This window comes from Kitasatospora sp. NPDC056731 (assembly GCF_040687675.1).
Classification (GTDB): domain Bacteria; phylum Actinomycetota; class Actinomycetes; order Streptomycetales; family Streptomycetaceae; genus Kitasatospora.
This window is the reverse complement of the sequence record NZ_JBFBNR010000013.1, coordinates 148,478-171,198: the sequence shown is the minus strand read 5'-3', so window position 1 is coordinate 171,198 and position 22,721 is coordinate 148,478. Positions and strand designations below refer to the sequence as shown.

Below are 22,721 nucleotides of genomic sequence, written 5' to 3'. Positions count from 1 at the left end.
GCGGAGGGCCTCGGTGAACTCTCTCATTCCGCTGCTGGTGGCGGCCCCGCTGGCCGGCGCCGCCCTGCTCCTGCTCGGCGGCCGCGCGCTGGACCGCTTCGGCCACTGGCTGGCCACCGCCCTCGCGGCGCTCTCGTTCGGCTTCGGCCTGGCGCTGTTCTGGGACATGCTGGGCCGCGAGGCCGAGCACCGGGCCGTCACCCAGTACCTGTTCAGCTGGATCCCGGTGAACGGGTTCCAGGCCGACATGTCGTTCCGGCTCGACCAGTTGTCGATGACCTTCGTCCTGCTGATCACCGGCGTCGGCACGCTGATCCACCTGTACTCGGTGGGCTACATGGCGCACGACGAGCGCCGGCGCCGCTTCTTCGCGTACCTGAACCTGTTCCTGGCCGCCATGCTGCTGCTGGTGGTCGCCGACAACTACCTGCTGCTGTACTTCGGTTGGGAGGGCGTGGGCCTCGCCTCGTACCTGCTGATCGGTTTCTGGCAGCACAAGCCGAGCGCGGCGACGGCGGCGAAGAAGGCGTTCATCGTCAACCGGGTCGGTGACCTGGGCCTGTCGATCGCGATCATGCTGATGTTCACCGAGTTCGGCTCCTTCGCCTTTGAGCCGGTCTTCGGCGGGGCGGCGCAGGCGAGCGAGGGCAAGCTGACGGCGATCGGCCTGATGCTGCTGCTGGCGGCCTGCGGCAAGTCGGCGCAGGTGCCGCTGCAGTCCTGGCTGGGCGACGCGATGGAGGGCCCGACCCCGGTGTCGGCGCTGATCCACGCGGCCACCATGGTGACCGCCGGCGTCTACCTGATCACCCGCTCGTCGGCGATCTTCGACCTGGCGCCGGACGCGCAGACCGCCGTGGTGGTGGTCGGCGCGGTCACGCTGCTGTTCGGTGCGATCGTCGGTTGCGCGAAGGACGACATCAAGAAGGCGCTGGCCGGGTCGACGATGTCGCAGATCGGCTACATGGTGCTGGCGGCCGGGCTCGGCCCGATCGGCTACGCCTTCGCGATCATGCACCTGGTGACGCACGGCTTCTTCAAGGCCGGGCTGTTCCTCGGCGCCGGGTCGGTCATGCACGGCATGAACGACGAGGTGAACATGCGTCACTACGGCGGCCTGCGCAAGTACATGCCGGTCACCTTCGTCACCTTCGGCCTCGGCTACCTGGCGATCATCGGCTTCCCCGGCCTGTCCGGCTTCTTCTCCAAGGACAAGATCATCGAGGCGGCCTTCGCCAAGGGCGGCACCGAGGGCTGGATCCTCGGCCTGTGCGCGCTGACCGGCGCCGCCGTCACCGCGTTCTACATGACCCGGGTGATGCTGCTGACCTTCTTCGGCGAGAAGCGCTGGCAGCCGGACGCCGAGGGCAACGCCCCGCACCCGCACGAGTCCCCGAAGACCATGACCATCCCGATGATCCTGCTGGCCTTCGGCTCGGTCTTCGCGGGCGGGCTGTTCGCCTTCAACGACTCGTTCCTGACCTGGCTGGAGCCCGTCACCGGACACTCCGAGGGCAACTCGCCGCTCGCCCCGCTGGTGGTCACCGTGCTCACCACGGCCTGCATGCTGGCCGGCGTCCTCGTCTCGTACCTGATGTACGGGCGCTCCGCCGTCCCCGTGGTGGCGCCGGTCGGCTCCCCGCTCACCCGGGCCGCCCGCCGCGACCTGCTCCAGGACGACTTCAACCACGCCGTCCTGGTCCGCCCGGGCTCGGCGCTCACCGCGACGCTGGTCTACTTCGACAGCCGCGGCCTGGACGGCTTCGTCAACGGCCTGGCTGCCACCATCGGCGGCGTGTCCAGTCGGCTGCGGCGGGTCCAGAACGGCTTCGTCCGCTCGTACGCGCTCTCCATGTTCGGCGGCACGCTGGTGCTGGTCGCCACGACTCTCCTGATGAGGTCCGTCTGATGACTCGCGCAGATTCCATGTGGGGGGTGCGGCCATGAGCGCGTTGTTGACCGCCTCCTGCGCCGTCCCGGCGGCCGGCGCGGTGCTGACCGCCGCGCTGCCCGCCGGGTCGACCGAGCGCCGCCGCTCGACCACCAAGGCCGTCGCCCTGGGCGTCTCGGTCGTCACCCTGGTGCTGGCCGCCGTGGTGGCGACCCGCTTCGACCCGCACGGCGACCGCTACCAGCTGACCGAGTCGTACAGCTGGATCCGCTCCTTCGGCATCACCTTCTCGCTCGGCGTGGACGGCATCGGCGCCGTCCTCGCCCTGCTCACCGCCGTCCTGGTGCCGGTGGTGATGCTGGCCTCCTGGCACGACGCCGACCCGGGGCCGGCCGGCCCCGACGGCACCTTCGCCCCCGACACCTTTGAGGGCAGGCGCCGCACCCAGGCCTTCTTCGCCCTGATCCTGGCGGTGGAGGCGATGGTGGTCGTCTCCTTCTACGCCACCGACGTCTTCCTCTTCTACGTGTTCTTCGAAGCCATGCTGATCCCGATGTACTTCCTGATCGGCGGCTTCGGGGACCGGGCCGGCGGCCCCGACGCGGCGCGCCAGCGCTCGTACGCGGCCGTGAAGTTCCTGCTCTACAACCTGCTCGGCGGCCTGGTGATGCTGGCCGCCGTGATCGGCCTGTACGTGATCGCGCAGGACCAGGGCTTCGGCACCTTCGACCTCCAGACCCTCACCTCGGCGATCGCCGACGGCAAGCTGCAGCTGTCCGGCACCGCCGAGAAGGCGCTGTTCCTGGGCTTCTTCTTCGCCTTCGCGGTGAAGGCCCCGCTGTGGCCGCTGCACACCTGGCTGCCGAACGCGATGGGCGAGGCCACCGCCGGCACCGCCGTGCTGATCACCGCCGTGGTGGACAAGGTCGGCACCTTCGCGATGCTGCGTTTCTGCCTCGGGCTGTTCCCGCACGCCTCGAAGACCTTCGCCCCGGTGATCCTGGTCCTGTCGGTGATCGGGATCATCTACGGCGCGCTGCTGGCGGTCGGCCAGAAGGACATCAAGCGGCTGGTCGCCTACGCGTCGATCTCGCACTTCGGCTTCATCATCATGGGCATCTTCGCGCTGACCAGCCAGGGCCAGAGCGGCGCCACCCTCTACATGGTCAACCACGGCATCTCCACCGCCGCGTGGATGCTGGTGGCGGGCTTCCTGATCTCCCGCCGCGGCTCGCGGCTGATCGCCGACTACGGTGGGGTGCAGAAGGTCGCGCCGGTGCTCGCCGGGACGTTCCTGGTCGGCGGTCTGGCGACCCTGTCGCTGCCCGGGCTGGCCCCGTTCGTCAGTGAGTTCCTGGTGCTGGTGGGCACGTTCACCCGCTACCCGGCGATCGGCATCGTGGCGACCTTCGGCATCGTGCTGGCCGCGCTGTACGCCCTGCTGCTGTACCAGCGCACCATGACCGGCCCGGTGAAGGCCGGCGTCGGCGGGATGCCCGACCTCAAGGTCCGCGAACTGGCCGTGGTCGCCCCGCTGGTGGCGCTGACCATCCTGCTCGGCGTCTACCCCAAGCCGCTCACCGACCTGGTCAACCCCTCGGTGAACGCGACGCTCTCGCAGGTCCACGAGACCGACCCGGCGCCGGCCCACCCGGTCGCCGCCACCTCAGGAGGTGAGCAGAAGTGAGCACCACCGGCATGCTCGCCGCCGCCGGCGGCAACACCGCCAGCATCCCGGCGCCGCACCTGGAGTACGGCCAGCTCTCCCCGATGCTGGTGGTGTTCGGCGCCGCCGTGGCCGGCATCCTGGTGGAGGCCTTCGTGCCCCGCCGGTACCGGCACTGGACGCAGGTGTCGCTCGCCCTGGCCGGGCTGATCGGCTCCTTCGTCGCCGTGGTGGTGCTGGCCTCCCAGGGCTTCGGCTCCACCCGGGTCGACCTGCTGGCCATGGAGTCGGTCGCGCTGGACGGCCCGGCGCTGTTCCTGCAAGGCGTGATCCTGCTGGTCGCCGTCGTCGCGGTGCTCACCTACGCCGAACGGAAGCTGGAGCCCAAGGCGGGCGGCCTGCCCGCCGACGCCTTCGCGGCCCAGGCCGCCGCCACCCCCGGCGGCGAGCAGGAGCGGGCCGCGGTCCGGGCCGGCTTCGCCACCAGCGAGGTCTTCCCGCTCACCATGTTCGCGGTCGGCGGGATGCTGCTGTTCCCCGCGGCCAACGACCTGCTGACGATGTTCGTGGCGCTGGAGGTCTTCTCCCTCCCGCTGTACCTGCTCTGCGCGCTGGCCCGGCGCCGCCGGCTGCTCTCCCAGGAGGCGGCCGTCAAGTACTTCCTGCTGGGCGCCTTCGCCTCGGCGTTCTTCCTGTTCGGCACCGCGCTGCTGTACGGCTACGCGGGCAGCGTGAAGCTCGGCGACATCTCGGACGTGATCTCCGGCAAGGCGATGACCACCCCGGCGCAGCTGAGCAGCACCCAGAGTGACGCGCTGCTGCTGATCGGCCTGGCGATGCTCGCGGTCGGCCTGCTGTTCAAGGTCGGCGCGGTGCCGTTCCACTCCTGGACCCCGGACGTGTACCAGGGCGCGCCGACCCCGGTGACCGGTTTCATGGCGGCGGCGACGAAGGTCGCGGCCTTCGGGGCGTTCCTGCGGCTGTTCTACGTGGCCTTCCCGGGCCTGCGGCTGGACTGGCGGCCGGTGCTGTGGGGGGTGGCGATCCTCACCATGGTGGTGGGCGCGGTGCTGGCGGTCACCCAGCAGGACGTCAAGCGGCTGTTGGCGTACTCCTCGATCGCGCACGCCGGGTTCATCCTCACGGGCGTGATCGCCACCAACAAGCAGGGCCTGTCCTCGGTGCTGTTCTACCTGCTGTCGTACTCCTTCGTGACGCTCGGCGCGTTCGCCGTGGTCACCCTGGTGCGCGACTCCAAGGGCGAGGCGACCCACCTGTCCAGCTGGGCCGGGCTGGGCCGGCGCTCGCCGCTGGTGGCGGCGGTGTTCGCGCTGTTCCTGCTGGCCTTCGCCGGGATCCCGCTGACCTCCGGGTTCACCGGGAAGTTCGCGGTGTTCCAGGCGGCGGCGGCTGGCGGGGCGACGCCGCTGGTGATCGTGGGTGTGCTGAGCTCGGCGGTGGCCGCGTTCTTCTACATCCGGGTCATCGTGCTGATGTTCTTCTCCGACCCGAAGCCGGGCGGCCCGACGGTGGCGATCCCGAGCGCCTTCACGGCGACCGCGATCGGGGTGGGGGTGCTGGTCACGCTGGGTCTCGGCCTGCTGCCGCAGTACTTCCTGGACCTGGCGTCGAAGGCCGCGCTGTTCGTCCGCTGACCGCCGCCGGGGCGGCGCCGCCGCCCCGGGCCCGTCCGGGCCGCGCCCTCGGCGCGCGGTCCGGACGCGTGTTTGCCGCCGGCCCGCCGGCACAGGGGCTCCGGCCCGTGTTTTCCAGCTGAATTCGCCCCCACCGCAGTACTGCCCCCACAGCCGCCCTGACCAGGGCATCCGGCCCGATCATGACAGGATCCGCACGCCCGTGCAGTGATCCACTCGTGACCGGATACCCTGCCTGTATGGCCAGCGGCGGCACTCAGGGACCAGGCCGCTAGATCGACCAGGGACAGAGGAGTGGTCTTCGTGACCGTCGTGGGACCCTTCGGGCTCAGCGTGCAGGACCGCGACCTGACCCGGGACGTTCAGGCCGGACTGGACGCGGTGGAGACGGCTCTCGCCGAGGCCGTCAAGAGCGACGTCCCGTTCATCACCATCACCGCCAGTCACCTCATCGAGGCCGGCGGCAAGCGCTTCCGCCCGCTGCTGCTGCTGCTGGCGGCGCAGTTCGGCGACCCGGGGGCGCCCGGGGTGGTGCCGGCCGCCGTCGTCGTCGAGCTCACCCACCTGGCGACCCTGTACCACGACGACGTCATGGACGAGGCCCCGGTGCGCCGCGGCGCCCCCAGCGCCAACTCCCGCTGGGACAACTCGGTGGCCATCCTCACCGGCGACTTCCTGTTCTCCCGCGCCTCCCAGGTGCTCGCCGACCTCGGCCCCGAGGCGGTGCGGATGCAGGCCGACGCCTTCGAGCGGCTGGTCACCGGCCAGATCCTGGAGACCCGCGGCCCCGGCCCGGACGGCGACCCGCTGCTGCACTACCTCGACGTGCTGGCCGGCAAGACCGGTTCGCTGATCGCGGTCTCCTGCCGGATAGGAGCACTGATGGCCGGCGCCGAGTCGTGGATGGTGGACACCCTCAGCGAGTTCGGCGAGCGGATCGGCATCGCCTTCCAGCTGGCCGACGACGTGCTGGACATCGCCAGCGACGGCCAGGAGTCCGGCAAGACCCCCGGCACCGACCTGCGCGAGGGCGTGCCGACCCTGCCGACCCTGCTGCTGGAGCAGATGCCGGCCGACCCCGCCGACCCGGCCGACACCCGGCTGCGCGAACTGCTCACCCTGGACCTCGCCGACGACGAGTTGCACGCCGAGGCGCTGCGGCTGCTGCGCCGCCACCCCGCGCTGGAGCGCGCCCGCCGGGAGACGCTGCGCCAGGCCGAGGACGCCCGGGCGCTGCTCGCCCCGCTGCCGGACTGCGCGGCGAAGGCGGCCCTGGAGGGGCTCTGCGACGCGGTGGCGATCCGGACCATGTGACCGGACCGCGTGACCGGACCGTGTGACCGGGGCGCGGCGGGCGGCCGCCCCCGGCCGGCGGATCCGCGGACGGCGGGTCGGGTGTTTGCCCGGATGGGGGAGACTGGCCTCTGTCAGCTCAGCCCTGCCGGGAAGGTCACCATGCGCCGTGTCGTCATAGCCGAGGACTCCGTACTGCTGCGGGAGGGCCTGACCCGGCTGCTCACCGACCGGGGCCTGGAGGTCGTGGCGGGTGTCGGGGACGGTGCCGCGCTGGTGAAGACCATCCACGACCTGGCCGCGGCCGGGCAGCTGCCGGACGTCGTGGTCTCCGACGTGCGGATGCCGCCGAGCCACACCGACGAGGGCCTGCGCGCCTGCGTCGAGCTGCGCGGCCGCTACCCGGAGCTGAACGTGCTGGTGCTGTCGCAGTTCGTGGAGGAGCGGTACGCCTCCGAGCTGCTGGCGGGTTCGACCCGGGGCGTCGGCTACCTGCTGAAGGACCGGGTCGCGGAGGTGCGCGAGTTCGCGGACGCGGTGGTCCGGGTCGCCGACGGCGGCACCGCGCTGGACCCGGAGGTGGTGCAGCAACTCCTCAGCCGCAGCCGCAAGGGCGATGTGCTGGCCAACCTCACCCCGCGCGAGCGGGAGGTGCTCGGGCTGATGGCGGAGGGCCGCACCAACAGCGCGGTGGCCAAGCAGCTGGTGGTCTCGGACGGTGCGGTGGAGAAGCACGTCAGCAACATCTTCCTGAAGCTGGGCCTGGCGCAGAGCCCGGAGGACCATCGCCGGGTGCTGGCGGTGCTCACCTACCTCAACTCGTAGCCGTCCCGGCGGCCGGGCAGCTCGGGGGCGGGGAGCGGGGGCAGGGGCCGGGGGAGCGGCCGTCGGACGCGGAATGATCTCCGGCGGTCGGACGTTGTACCCCGTGTGCGGTTCGGGCGCGGGCCGGTGTTTTCCCGCCGCACGTGGGAGTTCCGTCCGGGATCAAGTGCCCGCGCATAGGATGCGGGAGGTGCACCAAGCGGACGGGGCACGGGGCCGCGCCCGCGGTGGTGTGCCCTCGAGGAGGTCCGCGGCAGTGACCAGTCAGGTCGATCAGTCAGAGGCAGTGGACGGCTCGGACGGCGACGGTGGTCGTTCCGGGAGTGGTGACGGACGCCCTGGTGCGGCCGTGCCCGCCGATCCAACGGCCCCGGGAGGTTCGCCGCCGAGGCACAGCAAGCCGATCCGCCGACTCGACCGGGTGATCATCCGTTTCGCCGGCGACTCGGGTGACGGCATGCAGCTCACCGGTGACCGGTTCACCTCGGAGACGGCGTCGTTCGGCAACGACCTCTCCACGCTGCCGAACTTCCCGGCCGAGATCCGGGCGCCCGCCGGGACGCTGCCGGGCGTGTCGAGCTTCCAACTGCACTTCGCGGACCACGACATCCTCACCCCGGGCGACGCGCCGAACGTGCTGGTGGCGATGAACCCGGCGGCGCTGAAGGCGAACCTGGAGGACCTGCCGCGCGGCGCGCAGATCATCGTCAACACGGACGAGTTCACCAAGCGCGCGCTGGCGAAGGTCGGTTACGCGGCGGATCCGCTGGCCGACGGCTCGCTGGAGGGCTACCACCTGCACAAGGTGCCGCTGACGACGCTGACCCTGGAGGCGTTGAAGGACAGCGGGCTGGCGCGCAAGGACGCCGAGCGGGCCAAGAACATGTTCGCGCTGGGGATGCTGTCCTGGATGTACCACCGCCCCACCCGCGGGACGGAGACCTTCCTGCGCAGCAAGTTCGCGAAGAAGCCGCAGATCGCCGAGGCGAACATCAGCGCGTTCAAGGCGGGTTGGAACTTCGGCGAGACCACGGAGACCTTCGCGGTCTCCTACGAGGTGCCGCCGGCCAAGCTCCCGGCCGGGCGCTACCGCAACATCTCGGGGAACCTGGCGCTCTCCTACGGCCTGATCGCCGCCGCGCAGCGCTCCGGGCTGCCGCTGTACCTGGGCTCGTACCCGATCACGCCGGCCTCGGACATCCTGCACGAGCTGAGCCGGCACAAGAACTTCGGGGTCCGCACCTTCCAGGCCGAGGACGAGATCGCCGGGATCGGCGCCGCGCTCGGCGCGTCCTTCGGCGGCGCGCTCGGCGTGACGACGACCTCGGGCCCCGGGGTGGCGCTGAAGAGCGAGACGATCGGCCTGGCGGTGTCGCTGGAACTGCCGCTGCTGGTCGTGGACATCCAGCGCGGCGGCCCCTCCACCGGCCTGCCGACCAAGACGGAGCAGGCGGACCTGCTGCAGGCGATGTTCGGGCGCAACGGCGAGGCGCCGGTGCCGATCGTCGCCCCGGCGACGCCGGCCGAGTGCTTCGACGCGGCGCTGGAGGCGGCGCGGATCGCGGTGACGTACCGGACGCCGGTGTTCCTGCTCTCGGACGGCTACCTGGCGAACGGCTCGGAGCCGTGGCGGATCCCGGAGGTGGACGAACTCCCGCTGATCAGCCCGGACTTCGCGACCGGTCCGAACCGCGAGGACGGCTCGTTCTGGCCCTACCTGCGGGATCCGAAGACCCTGGCCAGGCCGTGGGCGCTGCCCGGCACACCGGGGCTGGAGCACCGGATCGGCGGGATCGAGAAGCAGGACGGGACGGGGAACATCTCCTACGACCCGGCGAACCACGACTTCATGGTCCGCACCCGGCAGGCGAAGATCGACGGGATCGCCGTCCCCGACGTGGAGGTCGACGACCCGAGCGGCGAGGCGCGGGTGCTGGTGCTCGGCTGGGGTTCGACGTACGGGCCGATCACCGCGGCCGTGCGGCGGGTGCGGGCGGACGGCGGGGAGGTCGCCCAGGCGCACCTGCGCCACCTGAACCCCTTCCCGGCCAACCTGGGCGCGGTGCTCAGGAGTTACGAGAAGGTCGTCGTGCCGGAGATGAACCTCGGCCAGCTCGCGCTGCTGCTGCGGGCGAAGTACCTGGTGGACGCGGAGTCCTACAACCAGGTGCGTGGACTGCCGTTCAAGGCGGCACAGTTGGCGGACGTGCTGTCGGCGGCGATCGGCACCCTGGACGAGGAGGACCACCGATGAGCGAGAACGGCTTCCCCTCCCTGCGCCTGGTGCCCAAGGCCGAAGGGTCGCAGAGCGCACGGGACTTCAAGACCGACCAGGAGGTGCGCTGGTGCCCCGGCTGCGGGGACTACGCCGTCCTGGCGGCGGTGCAGGGCTTCATGCCGGAGCTCGGCATCAAGCGCGAGAACACCGTGTTCGTCTCCGGGATCGGCTGTTCCTCGCGCTTCCCGTACTACATGAACACCTACGGGGTGCACTCGATCCACGGGCGCGCGCCGGCGATCGCGACCGGGCTGGCGTCCGCGCGGCAGGACCTGAGCGTGTGGGTGGTGACCGGGGACGGCGACGCGCTGTCCATCGGCGGCAACCACCTGATCCACGCGCTGCGGCGCAACGTCAATCTGAAGATCCTGCTGTTCAACAACCGGATCTACGGCCTGACCAAGGGCCAGTACTCGCCGACCAGCGAGCTGGGCAAGATCACCAAGTCGACGCCGATGGGCTCGCTGGACGCGCCGTTCAACCCGCTCTCGCTGGCGATCGGCGCCGAGGCGTCCTTCGTCGCCCGGACGATCGACTCGGACCGCCAGCACCTGCAGTCGGTGCTGCGGGCGGCGGCCGCGCACGAGGGCACCGCGCTGGTGGAGATCTACCAGAACTGCAACATCTTCAACGACGGCGCGTTCGAGGCCTTGAAGCAGCCCGGCACCCGGGACGAGGCGCTGATCCGGCTGGAGCACGGGCAGCCGATCCGCTTCGGCGCGGACCTGGCCGGCGGCGTGTTCCGCGGCCCGGACGGCGAGCTGTTCACCGCCCCGGTGACGGCGGACAACGAGGCGCGGGTGCTGGTCCACGACGCGCACGCGGCCAACCCGACGGCGGCCTTCGCGCTGTCCCGGATCGCCGACGCCGACACCCTGCACCACACCCCGATCGGTGTCCTGCGCGATGTGCGGCGGCCTGTCTACGACGAGCTGATGGCGGGGCAGTTGGCGGCCGCGCAGGCCGATCGCGGGCCGGGCGACCTGGCCGCGCTGCTGGCGGGCGGCGACACCTGGACGGTGGACTGACCGGTCCGGTCCGGTCCGGCCTGGTCCGGTCTGGTCCGGTCACCGCGGCGCCCCCTCGTCCATCGGCCGAGGGGGCGCCGTCGTTCGTTCGGGCACGCGGTCACTGCTCGGGCGCGTGGTTACTGCTTGGCCCACTCGACCAGTTCGATCACGACCCCGTTCGGGTCGGTGACCTGGAACAGCTTCTCGCCCCACGGCTCCTCGCGCAGCGGCAGGGTGATCTCGACCCCTTCGCCGCGCAGTCGCCGCTCCTCGCCGACGAGGTCCTCGACGACGAACGCCAGGATGACGCCGGACGCGGTCCGGTCGCGTTGACCTTCGGGCAGCACCTCCAGGCCGCGCCGCAGGCAGACGACGTTGACCCCGCCGCCGGGGTGCTGGAGCGAGACGAAGCCGTCGGCCGACATCTCCTCGCTGTAGCCGAAGTGCCGCTGGAGGAAGGCGGCGGAGGTGGTGACGTTCTCGACGGTCAGGGCGAGGGTGGTGGTGGTGATCTGCATGGCGGAGCCCTCTCGTCGGCGCGAGCACGCGATTATCCCGTACGCAGTACACTATACATAGTACGGAGAATTGCGCGAGAGGTGTGCGTTCTGGGTCCGGACACGGGGGAAGGCGCGGGGAAAAGCCGTAGGGAGGCTCCCGGGTGGGAGCCTCCCTACGGCTCGGTGCGGTGCGTCAGGTGCGGGGTGTCAGAAGACGCAGGGGATGCCGCCGTCGCTCTGGGCGTCGACCGACGGGCCCTGCACGGGCAGGTTGGCCGCCGGGTCGGACGGGGAGCCGGTCGCGCCGCCGCCCGGCGCTGCGGCGCCGGTCTTGTCGTCGGTCGCGCCGGTGAAGCCGGTGCCGAGGGTGACGACCACCCGGTCGGCGGGGGCCGACGCGGACTCCGTGGCGGTGACGCCGTAGCGGGCGGCGATCTGGTCGGCCGCCTCCTTGGCGCCCTTGCCGTAGGCCACGGTGGTGGTCTTGGGCTTCGCGGCGGCGCTGCCGGTCCTGCCCGCCTTGAAGCCCATCGCGACCAGCGCCTTGGACTCGGCGGTGGAGGAGACCCCGGCGGCCGTGGAGGCGTTGAAGACGTCCACGGTGGTGGGGGCGGCGGCCTTGGTGGTGGGCGGCGCGGTCGTGGCCGGCGCGGAGGAGGCCGCCGGGGTGGGCGCGTCGCCCGCCGCGTCGGGGGCGGCCGGGGCGGAGTCGGCGTAGCCGAAGATCTGCTTGACGACCTTCTGGAGCTTCGCGGGGGTGACGAGGTTGACGTCCTGGCCGTTGCGGGTGCCGAAGCCGTCGAAGGTCAGGGTGTTGAACTCGACGTTGCCGCCGGTGAGGTTGGGGGCCTGCTGGGCGAAGTCGAGGACGTTCCACTCGTTGTCGATGACCAGGTCCTTCTGCACCACGCCGAACAGCTGCTGCAGCTTGCCGAGGTCGCTGATGACGCCGTCCTGCTTGAGCTTGTGCACGACGGAGGAGATGAAGGCCTGCTGGCGGTGGGTGCGGGCGAAGTCGCCGCTGTTGCCGTCCGGGCCGTCCAGGTTGTGGCGCTGGCGGACGAAGGAGAGCGCCTGGGAGGCGTTGAGCTTGTTGATGCCCTTGTGGAAGTCGGCGCCGGAGCCCTGGCCTTCCATGGCCGGGTCCTTGGTGTCGTGGGTGAGGCAGACCTCGATCGGTTCGACGGCCTTGGCGATGTCGTAGAAGCCCATCAGGTTGACCTCGGCTATGTGGTCGACGGGCTGGTCGAGGAACTTCTGTACGGTCTGGATGGTGGCCGCGCGGCCGGCGTCGCGGCCGGCCTTCTCCAGGTCCGCGCCCTTGAGCCCCTTCGCCTGGAGGGCCGGGGTGGCCTTCTCCTTGGCCTCGCCGTAGGCCTCCTTGATCTTGCGCATGCCAGCCTGCTTGCCGTCCCCGGTGTAGGTCATGACGTAGTCGTCACGGGGGATGGAGACGGCCTGTGCTTTGCCGCCGCCGGCGGGGATGTGCAGCAGGATCAGGGAGTTGGTGTTGTAGCCGCCGATGTCGGAGCTGTGGCCGGCGTGCAGTTCGTCCTGGACGAACTCCGGCGGCAGGTCCGTCCCGTCCATGTTCTTGCGGCTGTCGAGGCCGATCAGCAGGATGTTGACCGAGTTGTCGAGGTGCTTGGGCGCGTTCTTCTTGGTCTCGGCGATGGCGTTGGAGGTGGTCATCCCGTCGGTGAGGGACGTCACCTCGTACCAGACCACCCCGCTGGCGGCGAACACCGCCAGGGCGACCGAGCAGGCCAGCGTCCGGCCCGCGATCAGCAGGGGGGAGGTGCGGCGGGTCGGGGGTGCGGCGGTGCGGCCGCCGTCCCGGGTCTGCGGGTTCTCAGCCATGGTCCCTCCTCCGGTCCCGGACCAGCCGGACCACGATCACCAGGGCGGCCGTTGCGACGGCCGCGGCCATCACGGGAAAGTCGTGGACCACCCACTTCGCGGAGCCGGTGGCCAGGTTCTTGCCCCGGTAGGCGTCGCCGTTGGCCAGCAGTTCCGCGCCGGCCGTCACCCCCAGGACCAGCAGCGGGGAGGCGGCGAGGACCCACCACCAGCCGTTGCGGCTGCTGAGTGCGGCCGCCAGGCCGGTGCCGAGCACGGCGCCCACCAGGAAGGCCGTCCCCATGCCGGGGCCGGAGAGCTCGTCGATCCCGGCGCCTGCCGCCGGCAGCCCCACGGCCAGGGCCACGGGCAGGGCCGCTCCGCCGGGGAAGGGGCGGGGGCGGGCGGGGGCCTTGTTCGCCCGCCGGCGGGTTCCCTGGTCGGAGGTGCGCTCCGGTGTCCGCTGGCCGGTCGTCCGCTGGTCGGTCGGCCCCCGGTCTGCCGTCCGCTGGTCGGTCGGCCGCGCCTGCGTCTCCTGGCCTGGCGTTCGCCCGCGTGCCTCTTGGTTGGACGTCCGTCCTCGCCGCCCCGCCACGCACTCACCCCCGGTGTTCCCGTGCTCTGCGCCCCTGTGGCGCCTGCGCCCGGTCCTCGTGTGATGAGCCGTTGTGCGCTGCCACTTCTGGACGCTGCTGTTCGGCCGGCCGGTTCCCGCGCTCGGCTTCCGTTTTCCGGTCGGGGGCAGGCGTGCTGTTGAATTCCCTCTACACGGGTGTAGAGGTTGTAGGCAGCATAGAGCACCCTTGTTCGATGGCAACCCGGCTCAGGCGGGCTCGGGAGACACTACACCGGGCAGTTTTCGAGAGCCCCGGTAGATGAGGAGTGACGCCGTGGCGGCGACGGGCGGAGCGGGACGGCCGGAGAAGCGCAAGGCGATCACGCGGGCCGCGACGGCGGTGTTCGGGCGCGAGGGCTATGTCCGGGCCAGCATGGACGCGATCGCGGCGGAGGCCGGGGTGTCCAAGCGCACGGTCTACAACCACTTCGCCGACAAGGAGACCCTCTTCCTCTCCGTCGCACTCCAGAACTCGGCCGAACTGACCGAGTCCATCCGCGAGTTGATGGACAGGCACCTCGACCGGGTGGTGGACCTGCGCCAGGACCTCACCGACTTCGCGGTCGAACGGGCCCGGGCCGTCCTCTCGGCCGGGGACCGCGGCGCGCTCGGCCGGGCCATCCGCGCCGAGGTCGCCAACATCCCGGCCGACGTCCTGGAAGCGTGGCTGGAGGCCGGCCCGATCGCCTCGCAGCGCGACCTCGCGCAGCGGTTCGAGGCGATCGCGGACCGAGGCCTGCTGGCCGTCGACGACGCCCCGCAGACCGCCGAGCAGTTCACGCTGCTGACCTTCCACGGCGTCGCCGAGCGCTCGTTCTGGGGCGCCCTGCCGGTGGCGGACGAGGAGCTCGCCCGGATCGCGGCGCTCGGTGTCGACGCCTTCCTGCGGATCCACCGGGTGCCCGCGGTGCGGTGACGGCGCGGGTGCCGGTGGCGCGGTGACGGCGTGGGTGCCGGTGGCGCGGTGACGGCGGGCGCCGGAGCGTGAGACGCCTGCGGCACGGTGACGGTGGACGCCTGACCGTGACACGCCGCCGGGGAGGGGTTCGGCGGCGCGTCACGGGGCCCACTCGTGGGCGAGCAGGTCGAGGACCGGCTCGCCCACGAACCCCTCCGCCGGCCCAGGGGTGGCTCGGGAGGAGGGTGGTGGGCGCGGACCGGTCCGCTCGCCGAGGCCGGCGAACGGACCGGGGACGGGGCGGGTCCGACGGTTCGCGCCCCCGGCGGGAACCGTCGGACCCCTCTCGGCGAGCCGTCAGCCGATCTTCCAGCGCTGGGCCGGGTCGTTGCCGTTGCAGGACGTCACCGAGGTGAGCTGGGCGACGCCGTTGGACTTGAGGCACTGGCCGGTGGCGGCGTTGCGGATCAGGTACCAGCCGCGGTCCTCGTCGGTGCGGATCCACTTCTGGTTGGCCGGCAGCCAGTCGCCGGCCGGGCGGTTGAGGCCGTCCCAGCCGCCGGGGGTGTCCCAGAGCTGGACGGCGCCCGAGCCGGTGTCGAGGTCGACGACCTTGCCGGCCGAGCCGTGCGAGATGGCGGTGGTGCCGTCGCAGTAGCCCCAGAACGACCAGGTCTGCGCGGCGCTCTGGTTGCCCTGGTAGACGCCGATCCGCTGGCCGTTGACCTCCGTGTTGGCCGGCAGGTCGAGGGCGCCGGTGGCGCCGTTGTAGACGGAGGTGACGGTCTGCAGGTTCGGCGGCAGCTCGCAGCCGGCGGCGTGCGCGGCCGGGGCGGTGACCACGGCCGCCCCCGCGACGGCCGCGACGGCACCGAGCCCGGCGAGGAACCTGCGGGTACGGGTGACGGGTTTCATCGGGTTCTCCTTCTGGGTGTGGTGGATCCGGGTGTGCTGGAGGTGCGGTGTCAGCCGCGCGGGACCTGGAGGGCGTCCCACTGCTTGGGGCCGGGGATTCCGTCGGCGTCGCTGCCGGAGTCGCCCAGCTTGTGCTGCCAGTTGCGGAAGGATTCGAGGTCCGCCCCGGACCACTCGGGGCCGGGGCCCTCGGCGTAGGCGGAGCAGCCCTCGGCGACCAGGCGCTCTCCCATCCGGGTGATGACGTCGCTCTTCTGGCCGTCCTGGAAGAGGTCGGCGCCGGGGAAGGGCTCGTAGCCGCCCTCGCCCCCGCCTCCGTCCCCGCCGCTGTCGGCCTGGGGCCGGGCGCCGCCGTTCGGCTGGTCGTCGGCGGAGGCCTCCTGCCCGAAGTAGACCGCCCCCTGGCGGTCCCGCCACTGCGGGTCGGCGAGGATGACGCCGTCGGCGAAGTCCGGGACGCCGTACCCGTACACCCAGCTCGACTTGCGGTCACGGGTCTTGAGGTAGACGCCGTCGCCCTCGGAGCTGCCGCCGTCGTTGGTGTTGCCCTCGACGGTGGTGATGGTGGAGCTGGTGTAGGCGACGCAGATGCCGGTGTGGCTGCCGCCGCCGGGGCCGTAGAACACCTGGCCGCCGATCACCGGGTAGTCGGTGAAGCGGTCGCGGTCCCTGAACCAGGCGACGCCCTCGGCGCAGGAGGCCGTCACCGGGAACAGCCCGGCGTTGCCGGACTGCTGGGCGCACCAGGCGACGAAGGTCGCGCACCAGGCCTCGCCCTGGGACCACTCCAGGCCGGGGACGGCCGGGGAGTACTTCTGGATGTTGTTCCAGTGCGAGCCGCTGCGGCCCTCCTGGTATCCGACCTCGTCTCGGGCGATGCGGATCAGGTCCGCCGCGTTCGAGGACATGAGGGTGGCTCCTTGCTTGCTGTGGCTGCTGTGGCTGCTGGGGGGACGGGGAGGTCAGGCCTGGGCGAAGGTCTGGACGTAGCGGCCCCAGTTGCCGCGCTGGCGGGGGGTGTAGCCGATGCCGATGGAGGTGAAGTCGCGGCCCAGGATGTTGTCGCGGTGGTGCGGGCTGTTCATCCACATCTGCATGGCCTCCGCCACGCTGTTGCCCGGGGTGACGTTCTCGGCGGCGGACCGGAACTGGAAGCCGGCGGCGTGGATGCGGTCCCACGGGTTGCTGCCGTCGGTGCCGTCGTGCTGGGTGAGGTCGTGGGACGCCATGTCGTTGGCGTGCCGCTGGGCGGCGGCGCTCAGACGGTCGTCGAGCCGCAGCGGCTGGAGGCCGGCCCGGCCGCGCTCGGTGTTGACGGAGGCCAGCATCTCGGTGCGGAAGTCGCCGCCGGGCTGCGGCTGCGGCTGGGGCTGCGGCTGCTGCTGGCCGCCGGCGCCGCCGTTCTGGCCGCCGGCCGGGATGAGCTGCCAGCGCTGCGCCGGGTTGTTGTCGTCCTGCTTGGTGAGGGTGAGCGGGGCGCCGGGGGCGGCCGCGGTGAGGAACAGCTGGCCCTCGTCGCAGCGGGCGGTCCGGATCCGGAACCAGTCGTTGTCGATGACGTCCAGCACCCAGCGCTGGTTGGGCTGCCCGTGCTCGTTGAACAGCCAGGTCTGGCCGGTGGAGTAGTTGTAGTCGATGACGACGGCCTGGCCGGGGGCGTGCTTGCCGGTGGTGAGCTGGGTCTCCAGGAGCCAGCTGCCGCCGTCCTTGGCCCAGAAGACCCAGCCCTGGGCGGTGGTGCCGTTGGGGCCCCAGGACTGGACCGGGGTGCCCGGGCTGCTCTGGCTGGAGCGCACGTCGGCGACCGTTCCGTTCGCGGACTTGAGGGTCCAGGTCTGGCCGTTCTGCGGGAGCGTGGGCATGAGTGGCGCCTATCTTCGATGGGAGTGGCCCCGGCTCCGCACTGGTGCGGTCCGCGACCTGACGAGAGAGAAGATCGCGGACCGCGGTAGACAAGTGATCAACAAGGGGTGGGCGGCCGTCGGGGACACGCTTTAGGGCTGCGGCAGGCCGTCCAGCAGGGCCCTGGTCTGCTCGGCGTCCTTGGCGAGCCCGAGCCGCTCGTACACCTCCAGCGCGTCCGCCAGGCAGGCGCGGGCCTGGCGGGGGCGGCCGAGGCCGGTGAGCGCGGTGCCCAGGGTGCGCAGCAGTGCGGCCTCCAGGGCGGCGCTGGTGCGGCGGGCGAGCGGCAGCGCCGCCTCGGCGGCGTCGGCGGCGAGCAGCCAGCGTTCGGCCTCGGCGTGGATCCGGGCGGCGAGGTCGCCCGCCGCCGCCGCGAACACCGTCACCTGGAGGGCGGCGAACTCGTCGCGGGCGCCGACCGCGTGGGCGAGGGCCGCCTCCGGGTCGCCGCACAGCCGCAGGACCCGGGCCAGGTAGTAGCGGCCGGTGGCGGCGGACACCGGGCCGGAGCCGCTCATCAGGCGGGCGCCGCGCTCGGCGGCGTCCCGGGCCTCGGCCAGTCGGCCGGTCTGGGCGCAGCTGAACGCGAACTCGCCGAGGGCGCTGCCCTCGGAGCGTTCGGCGCCGAGGCGGCGGAACAGGTCGGCGGCGCGGCCGGCGTGCCGGGCGGCGTCGGCGTAGCGGCCGTGGACGCGGGCGTTGCCGCCGAGGGTGAGCAGGGCCTTGGCGAGGACGCGGGCCTTCGGGCCGTCGCCGCTGCCCCGGTTGCCGCCGTCGTCGTCCTGGCAGAGCGCGACGGCCTGGTGGATGTCCTGTTCGGACTCGGCGTAGCGGTTGATGTGCCAGAGCATGCCGCCGCGCACGTAGCGGGCGAGGGCGAGCGGGCCGTGGTCGCCGCGGGCGGCGGCCTCGCGGGCGATGCGGTCGGAGAGGTCGGCGATGTCGCTGGTCTGGGTGCGTTCGGCGAGTACGGAGCCCATCCGGTCGGCGAGTTCGGCCGCCCGGTCGAGCGGCAGCGCCGGGTCGGCGCAGCTCAGGGCGATGGCGGCGGCGTGCACGCCGGCCTGTTCGCGCATCCAGCGGACGGCGGCTGGCCCGTCCGTGATCGTCTTCCCGGGGGAGCGGACGGGCGCGTCGAGCAGGCTGAGTTCGACCGGGTCGGCTTTGCGGGCGGCGCGGTCGGCGTTGCGGGCGGTGGCCAGGCAGTAGTCGACCAGCCGGTCGGCGGCGGCGGTGCGTTCGGTGGCGGGCTCCTCGGCGGCGAGCCGGCCGCGGGCGTAGTCGCGGACCAGGTCGTGGAAGCCGTAGCGGCCGAAGCGGGGGGAGTGCAGCAGGTTGAGGTCGACGAGCGCTTCGAGGAGTTCGTCGGTCTCGGTTTCGGTGCGGCCGAGCAGCGCGGCCGCGCAGGGCAGCGGGACGTCCGGGGCGTCGGGCAGGGACAACAGGCGGAAGGCGCGGGCGAGTTCGACGTCGAGGCGGTGGTAGGAGAGGGCGAAGGTGGCCTCCACCGTCCGTTCGCCGTCGCTGAGTTCGGCCAGTCGGTGTTCCCGGCGCAGCCCGTCGGCGAGCGCGGCCAGGGTGAGCGCGGGGTCGGCGGCGAGTCGGGAGGCGACGATGCGCACGGCGAGCGGCAGCAGTCCGCAGGCCCGCACGATCTCCTCGGCGGCCCCGGGTTCGGCGTCGACGCGGTCGGCGCCGATGATCCGGGTCAGCAGTTCCAGTGCCTCGGCGGGCGGCAGGGTGTCCAGGCGCATCTGGTGCGCCCCGGCGAGGCCGGCCAGTCGGACGCGGCTGGTGACCAGGACGGCGCAGCCGGACGAGCCGGGCAGCAGCGGTTCGACCTGGCCGAGGGTGGCGGCGTTGTCGAGGACGACGAGGACCCGCCGCCCGGCCAGCGCCGAGCGGTAGAGGGCGGAGCGTTCCCCGGTGTCGAGCGGGATCTCGGCGGCGGCCACGCCGAGGGCGCGCAGGAAGCCGGCGAGCACGGCGCCCGGGTCCAGCGGGGTACGGTCGGCGCCGCGCAGGTCGGCGAAGAGCCGCCCGTCGGGGAAGCGCCCGTGGGCCTGTCGGGCGACGTGCACGGCGAGCGTGGTCTTGCCGACCCCGCCCATGCCGTCCAGGGCGGAGACCACGACGGCTCGCCCGCCGGCCCCGGCGAGGCGGTCCACCAGGGTCTCGACCTCTTCCGTGCGGCCGGTGAAGTCGGCCAGGCCGTCGGGTAGTTGGTCGGGCGGCTGCCAGGTGGGGGCGGGTTCGGCGCGGGCGGAGGCGGAGGCGGCGGGGGCGGGCAGCAGGGCCGGGTCCTCGCGCAGGATCCGCAGGTGCAGTGCGGCGGGGCCGTCCTCGGCCGTCGGCGCGGCGGCGGCCGCCGGCGGCCGGCGGGTGTCCTCGTGCCGGGTGGGCCCGTCCCCGGCGGACGGCAGCCAGCGGCGGGCGTCCTCGTACACGGCGAGTGCCTCGGCCTTGCGGCCCGCCTGGTAGAGGGCGCGCATCAGGACGGCGGTCAGCCGGGGCCGTTCGGGGTGTTCCAGGGCGAGGGCGGCGGCCTCGGCCGTCAGGCCGGTGTGGTCGCCGATCTCCGCGTCCAGCTCCAGCCGCGTCTCCTTGGCGTGAAGTCGCTGTTCGGCGAGGCGGGAGCGGACGGCCTCGGCGTGCGGCCCGGGCAGTCCGGCGAGCGGTTCGCCGACCCACAGCCGCTGCGCGGCCAGCAGGACCTCCCGGACCTCCTGCGGCGGGGCCTGCTCGTCGCGCAGCCGTCCGGCGGTGGCCAGCAGTTCCTCCCAGCGGGCCGCGTCCACCTCCGCGTCGGGCACCCGCAGCGCGTAGCCGTCGCCGACGCGCACCAGCGGCATCCGCTGCGGATCCGGCCCGGTGTACGGCTTGAAGGCCGACCGCAGCCGGGAGACGGCCAGCTGGACGGCCTTGCGGGGGTCGGCCGGCGCGGCCCCGCCCCACACCCCCTCCACCAGCACCGGCGTCGCCACCGTCCGTCCGGCGGCGCTCAGCAGCACCGCCAGGACGGCCCGCTGCTGCGGCCGGCCCAGTTCGATCTCCCGCTCCCCGTGCCAGGCGCGCAGTGGCCCCAGCAGTCCGAACCGCAGCCCGGACGCCCCGATGTCAACCATGTCCCGTCCCCGAATGTCGTCCGGTGCCCGGATCACGCCACTTCCGTACGGACGGCGGCGCCCCCTGATCCGGTCACCTATGCTCTGTCACGGATTGTGTACTTGAAACTCATGGCTTCGAGGGGTGGGGGCATGGGGCTCGAATTCCGTGTGCTGGGGCCGCTGCGGGCCCGGTGCGACGGCCACGAGATCGACCTCGGTCGGCCGCAGCAGCGGGCCGTCCTGGCCGCCCTGCTGCTGGCCCCGGGCCAGCTCGTGCCCACTGAACGGCTGGTCGAGGGCTTGTGGGGCGAGGATGACGCCCGTTGGCCCAAGGCTCCGGCCGGCCAGATCGGCACCCACGCGCACCGGCTTCGCCGCGCCCTCGCGGCCCCCGGCCTGCTGGTCGCCACGGCCGGTGGCTACCGGCTGGAGGTGGATCGGGCCGCCGTCGACCTGTTCCGCTACGAGGACGGGGTGAGCCAGGCCGTCACGCTGCGCTACGACGACCCCCTGCGGGCCCGGGAGCTGCTCGCCGGTGCGCTCGCGCTGTGGGAGGGGCGCGCGCTGGACGGCGTGCCCGGCGGTTTCGCCGAACGCGCCCGCGAACGGCTCGCCGCCGGGCACCACGCCGCCGTCAAGGTGCTGCACGACCTGGACCTGGCGCTCGGCCGGCACACCGAGGCGCTCCCCGCGCTGGACGCGCTCGCCGCCGCACACCCGCGCGACGAGGAGGTGCAGCGCCTCCACCTGCTGGCCCTGCACCGCTGCGGGCGGACGGCCGAGGCACTGGCCGCCTTCGAGGCCCTGCGCGAACGGCTGGACCGCGAGCTGGGGCTCGAACCGGCACCGGCGGTCGCGGACCTGCACGCCCGGATCCGGGGAGGGGACGCCGAGCTCGCGGCGCCGTCCGCCCCCGTACCGCCGCGCCGGCCCGCCCGGCCCTGCCAACTGCCGCCGGACATCCCCGACCTGGTCGGGCGGGCGGCCCAGGTGCGGGAGGCCGAGCGGATCCTGCGGTCCGGTGTCGGTGATGTCGACGGTGCTGGTAGCGGTGCCGGTGTCGGGGCCTCGCCGGTGCTCGGCCTGTCCGGGCCGGCCGGCAGCGGCACCTCCGCGCTCGCCGTGCACCTGGCGCACACCGTCCAGGACGCCTTCCCGGACGGGCAGCTGTACGCGGCCGGCGAGACGGCGGAGCCGGGCGCGGTGCTGGCCGCCTTCCTGCGGGCCCTGGGGGAGCGGCCCGTCGAGGACGCCGGTGTCGGCGAACTGGGCGCGCGCTACCGGGCCGCGCTCGCCGGGCGGCGGGTGCTCGTCGTGCTCGACGGCGTCACCGACCCGGCGCCGCTGCTGCCCGCGGTGGCGGGCTGCGCGGCCGTCGTGGCCGGCGCCGAACCGGGCGCCCTGCCCGCCGACGCGGCCCGGCTGGCCGTGGGCCCGCTGGAGCCGCAGGACGCGTACGAGCTGCTGGCCCGGGTCGTCGGCGCCGAGCGGATCCGCCGGGAGCCGGGCCCGGCCGCCGAGGTCGCCGAGCTCTGCGGCTACCTGCCCGTACTCCTGCGGTCGGTGGCGGCGCGCCTCGCGGCCCGCCCGCAGTGGTCCGTCGCCGACCTGGTCCGCTGGCTCGCCGAACGGGGCGCCTGAGCGGCGCTCCGTTCGGGGCGGGGTTAGTAGAGGTCCGAGGACATCGCCCACATGCGGATGTCGCTGGTGGGCGTGGTGACGATGGGGACCTCGCCGTCACCCCAGTAGATGGCGACGCCGCCGAGCCTCTTCACCACCAGCCGGGCGCCCGGGTGCCCGTACGTGCCGGAGGACCAGCAGACACCCCCGGAGGCGGAGTAGACGACCAGGTTGCCGTCGGACTGCATGACCGCCTTGTACCCGCAGTGGTTCACGTTGGTGCGGGAGTCCCACACGGCCAGCGGGTTCGGGGTGTTGTACCCGCGGTAGACGACCAGGTTGCCGTCGGACTGCATGATCAGCCGGGAGTTCTCGGAGTCGACGTGCCAGCCCGGGTAGAGCGGCTCGTCGTTCCAGAGCGTGTGGGTCGACGGGTCGTACGCCGCCTGCGCGGTGCCGGCCCCCAGCATCGTCCCCGTCAGCGCCAGCGCCGCGGCCGCCACCCCGACGGCCATGCGTCGCACAGCCTTCACTGCCTTCACTGCCTTCATCCCCGGGTACCTCTTTCGTCCATATCGCGCCCGTGAAAGTACGGGGCGCCCCGTGGAAACGACCATGGGGCAAGGCGGTAGACAAACGATGAACGATCCCGTTGATCGGCGGGGGCGGGACGGCTCAGCCTCCGTGTTCCTCGTCCTCGTGGGCG

General features: G+C 72.7%; 17 protein-coding genes. 9 read left to right on the top strand and 8 right to left on the bottom strand.

The features are described 5' to 3' along the window. The first annotated feature begins 13 nt into the window (after positions 1-13). The 7 genes from nuoL to AB0R04_RS16550 all read left to right on the top strand — a co-directional run bounded on the left by nuoL (position 14) and on the right by AB0R04_RS16550 (position 10,636). Entirely contained in the window at positions 14-1,909 is a 1,896-nt protein-coding gene (nuoL, locus tag AB0R04_RS16580) for an NADH-quinone oxidoreductase subunit L (RefSeq protein ID WP_363371697.1), read from the top strand. A 34-nt stretch (positions 1,910-1,943) separates the two neighbouring features. Beyond that, on the top strand, positions 1,944-3,578 hold the full coding sequence (locus tag AB0R04_RS16575; RefSeq protein WP_363371694.1) for an NADH-quinone oxidoreductase subunit M: 1,635 nt from the start codon (positions 1,944-1,946) through the stop codon (positions 3,576-3,578). A gap of 11 nt (positions 3,579-3,589) precedes the next feature. Next, positions 3,590-5,212: an NADH-quinone oxidoreductase subunit NuoN gene (nuoN, locus tag AB0R04_RS16570; RefSeq protein WP_063351192.1), complete on the top strand. Its 1,623-nt coding sequence runs from the start codon at positions 3,590-3,592 to the stop codon at positions 5,210-5,212. A gap of 303 nt (positions 5,213-5,515) precedes the next feature. Beyond that, the gene (locus tag AB0R04_RS16565; protein ID WP_063351191.1) at positions 5,516-6,526 is read left to right on the top strand and encodes a polyprenyl synthetase family protein; all 1,011 of its coding nucleotides are present in this window, start codon (positions 5,516-5,518) and stop codon (positions 6,524-6,526) included. 141 nt (positions 6,527-6,667) lie between these two features. Further along, positions 6,668-7,330: a response regulator transcription factor gene (locus AB0R04_RS16560; protein WP_063348138.1), complete on the top strand. Its 663-nt coding sequence runs from the start codon at positions 6,668-6,670 to the stop codon at positions 7,328-7,330. 256 nt (positions 7,331-7,586) lie between these two features. Beyond that, positions 7,587-9,584, top strand: a complete 1,998-nt coding sequence (locus AB0R04_RS16555) for a 2-oxoacid:acceptor oxidoreductase subunit alpha (RefSeq protein ID WP_363371692.1) — start codon at positions 7,587-7,589, stop codon at positions 9,582-9,584. After that, on the top strand, positions 9,581-10,636 hold the full coding sequence (locus tag AB0R04_RS16550) for a 2-oxoacid:ferredoxin oxidoreductase subunit beta (RefSeq protein WP_363371689.1): 1,056 nt from the start codon (positions 9,581-9,583) through the stop codon (positions 10,634-10,636). The genes AB0R04_RS16555 and AB0R04_RS16550 overlap by 4 nt, the downstream gene beginning before the upstream one ends. Positions 10,637-10,755: 119 nt before the next feature. Here AB0R04_RS16550 and AB0R04_RS16545 read toward each other — a convergent pair whose 3' ends face one another. From AB0R04_RS16545 to AB0R04_RS16535, 3 genes are all read right to left on the bottom strand, one after another. Beyond that, positions 10,756-11,136, bottom strand: coding sequence for a VOC family protein (locus AB0R04_RS16545; RefSeq protein WP_363371687.1), 381 nt, complete (start codon positions 11,134-11,136; stop codon positions 10,756-10,758). A 189-nt stretch (positions 11,137-11,325) separates the two neighbouring features. Continuing rightward, positions 11,326-12,978 carry an LCP family protein gene (locus AB0R04_RS16540; RefSeq protein ID WP_363371685.1) on the bottom strand — a complete coding sequence of 551 codons (1,653 nt, stop codon included), beginning with the start codon at positions 12,976-12,978 and terminating at the stop codon, positions 11,326-11,328. After that, positions 12,971-13,324, bottom strand: a complete 354-nt coding sequence (locus AB0R04_RS16535) for a DUF6542 domain-containing protein (RefSeq protein ID WP_363371682.1) — start codon at positions 13,322-13,324, stop codon at positions 12,971-12,973. Before AB0R04_RS16535 ends, AB0R04_RS16540 begins: the two co-directional genes overlap by 8 nt. 523 nt (positions 13,325-13,847) lie before the next feature. On the opposite strand from AB0R04_RS16535, the gene AB0R04_RS16530 reads away from it, so the two are divergent. Continuing rightward, entirely contained in the window at positions 13,848-14,489 is a 642-nt protein-coding gene (locus AB0R04_RS16530) for a TetR/AcrR family transcriptional regulator (RefSeq protein WP_363371680.1), read from the top strand. Positions 14,490-14,828: 339 nt separating this feature from the next. On the opposite strand, the gene AB0R04_RS16525 is transcribed toward AB0R04_RS16530, so the two are convergent. The 4 genes from AB0R04_RS16525 to AB0R04_RS16510 all read right to left on the bottom strand — a co-directional run bounded on the left by AB0R04_RS16525 (position 14,829) and on the right by AB0R04_RS16510 (position 20,413). After that, positions 14,829-15,386, bottom strand: coding sequence for an RICIN domain-containing protein (locus AB0R04_RS16525; protein ID WP_363371677.1), 558 nt, complete (start codon positions 15,384-15,386; stop codon positions 14,829-14,831). A 50-nt stretch (positions 15,387-15,436) separates the two neighbouring features. Continuing rightward, the gene (locus AB0R04_RS16520; protein WP_363371674.1) at positions 15,437-16,294 is read right to left on the bottom strand and encodes a peptidoglycan-binding protein; all 858 of its coding nucleotides are present in this window, start codon (positions 16,292-16,294) and stop codon (positions 15,437-15,439) included. 54 nt (positions 16,295-16,348) lie between these two features. Then, positions 16,349-17,248 carry a CAP domain-containing protein gene (locus AB0R04_RS16515; RefSeq protein WP_363371671.1) on the bottom strand — a complete coding sequence of 300 codons (900 nt, stop codon included), beginning with the start codon at positions 17,246-17,248 and terminating at the stop codon, positions 16,349-16,351. Between the two features lie 132 nt (positions 17,249-17,380). Then, positions 17,381-20,413, bottom strand: a complete 3,033-nt coding sequence (locus AB0R04_RS16510; protein ID WP_363371668.1) for a BTAD domain-containing putative transcriptional regulator — start codon at positions 20,411-20,413, stop codon at positions 17,381-17,383. Between the two features lie 132 nt (positions 20,414-20,545). Here AB0R04_RS16510 and AB0R04_RS16505 point away from each other — a divergent pair, with 132 nt between their 5' ends. Further along, positions 20,546-22,036, top strand: coding sequence for a BTAD domain-containing putative transcriptional regulator (locus tag AB0R04_RS16505; protein ID WP_363371666.1), 1,491 nt, complete (start codon positions 20,546-20,548; stop codon positions 22,034-22,036). A gap of 23 nt (positions 22,037-22,059) precedes the next feature. On the opposite strand, the gene AB0R04_RS16500 is transcribed toward AB0R04_RS16505, so the two are convergent. Continuing rightward, positions 22,060-22,530: a hypothetical protein gene (locus tag AB0R04_RS16500; RefSeq protein WP_063348126.1), complete on the bottom strand. Its 471-nt coding sequence runs from the start codon at positions 22,528-22,530 to the stop codon at positions 22,060-22,062. Positions 22,531-22,721 lie beyond the last annotated feature (191 nt).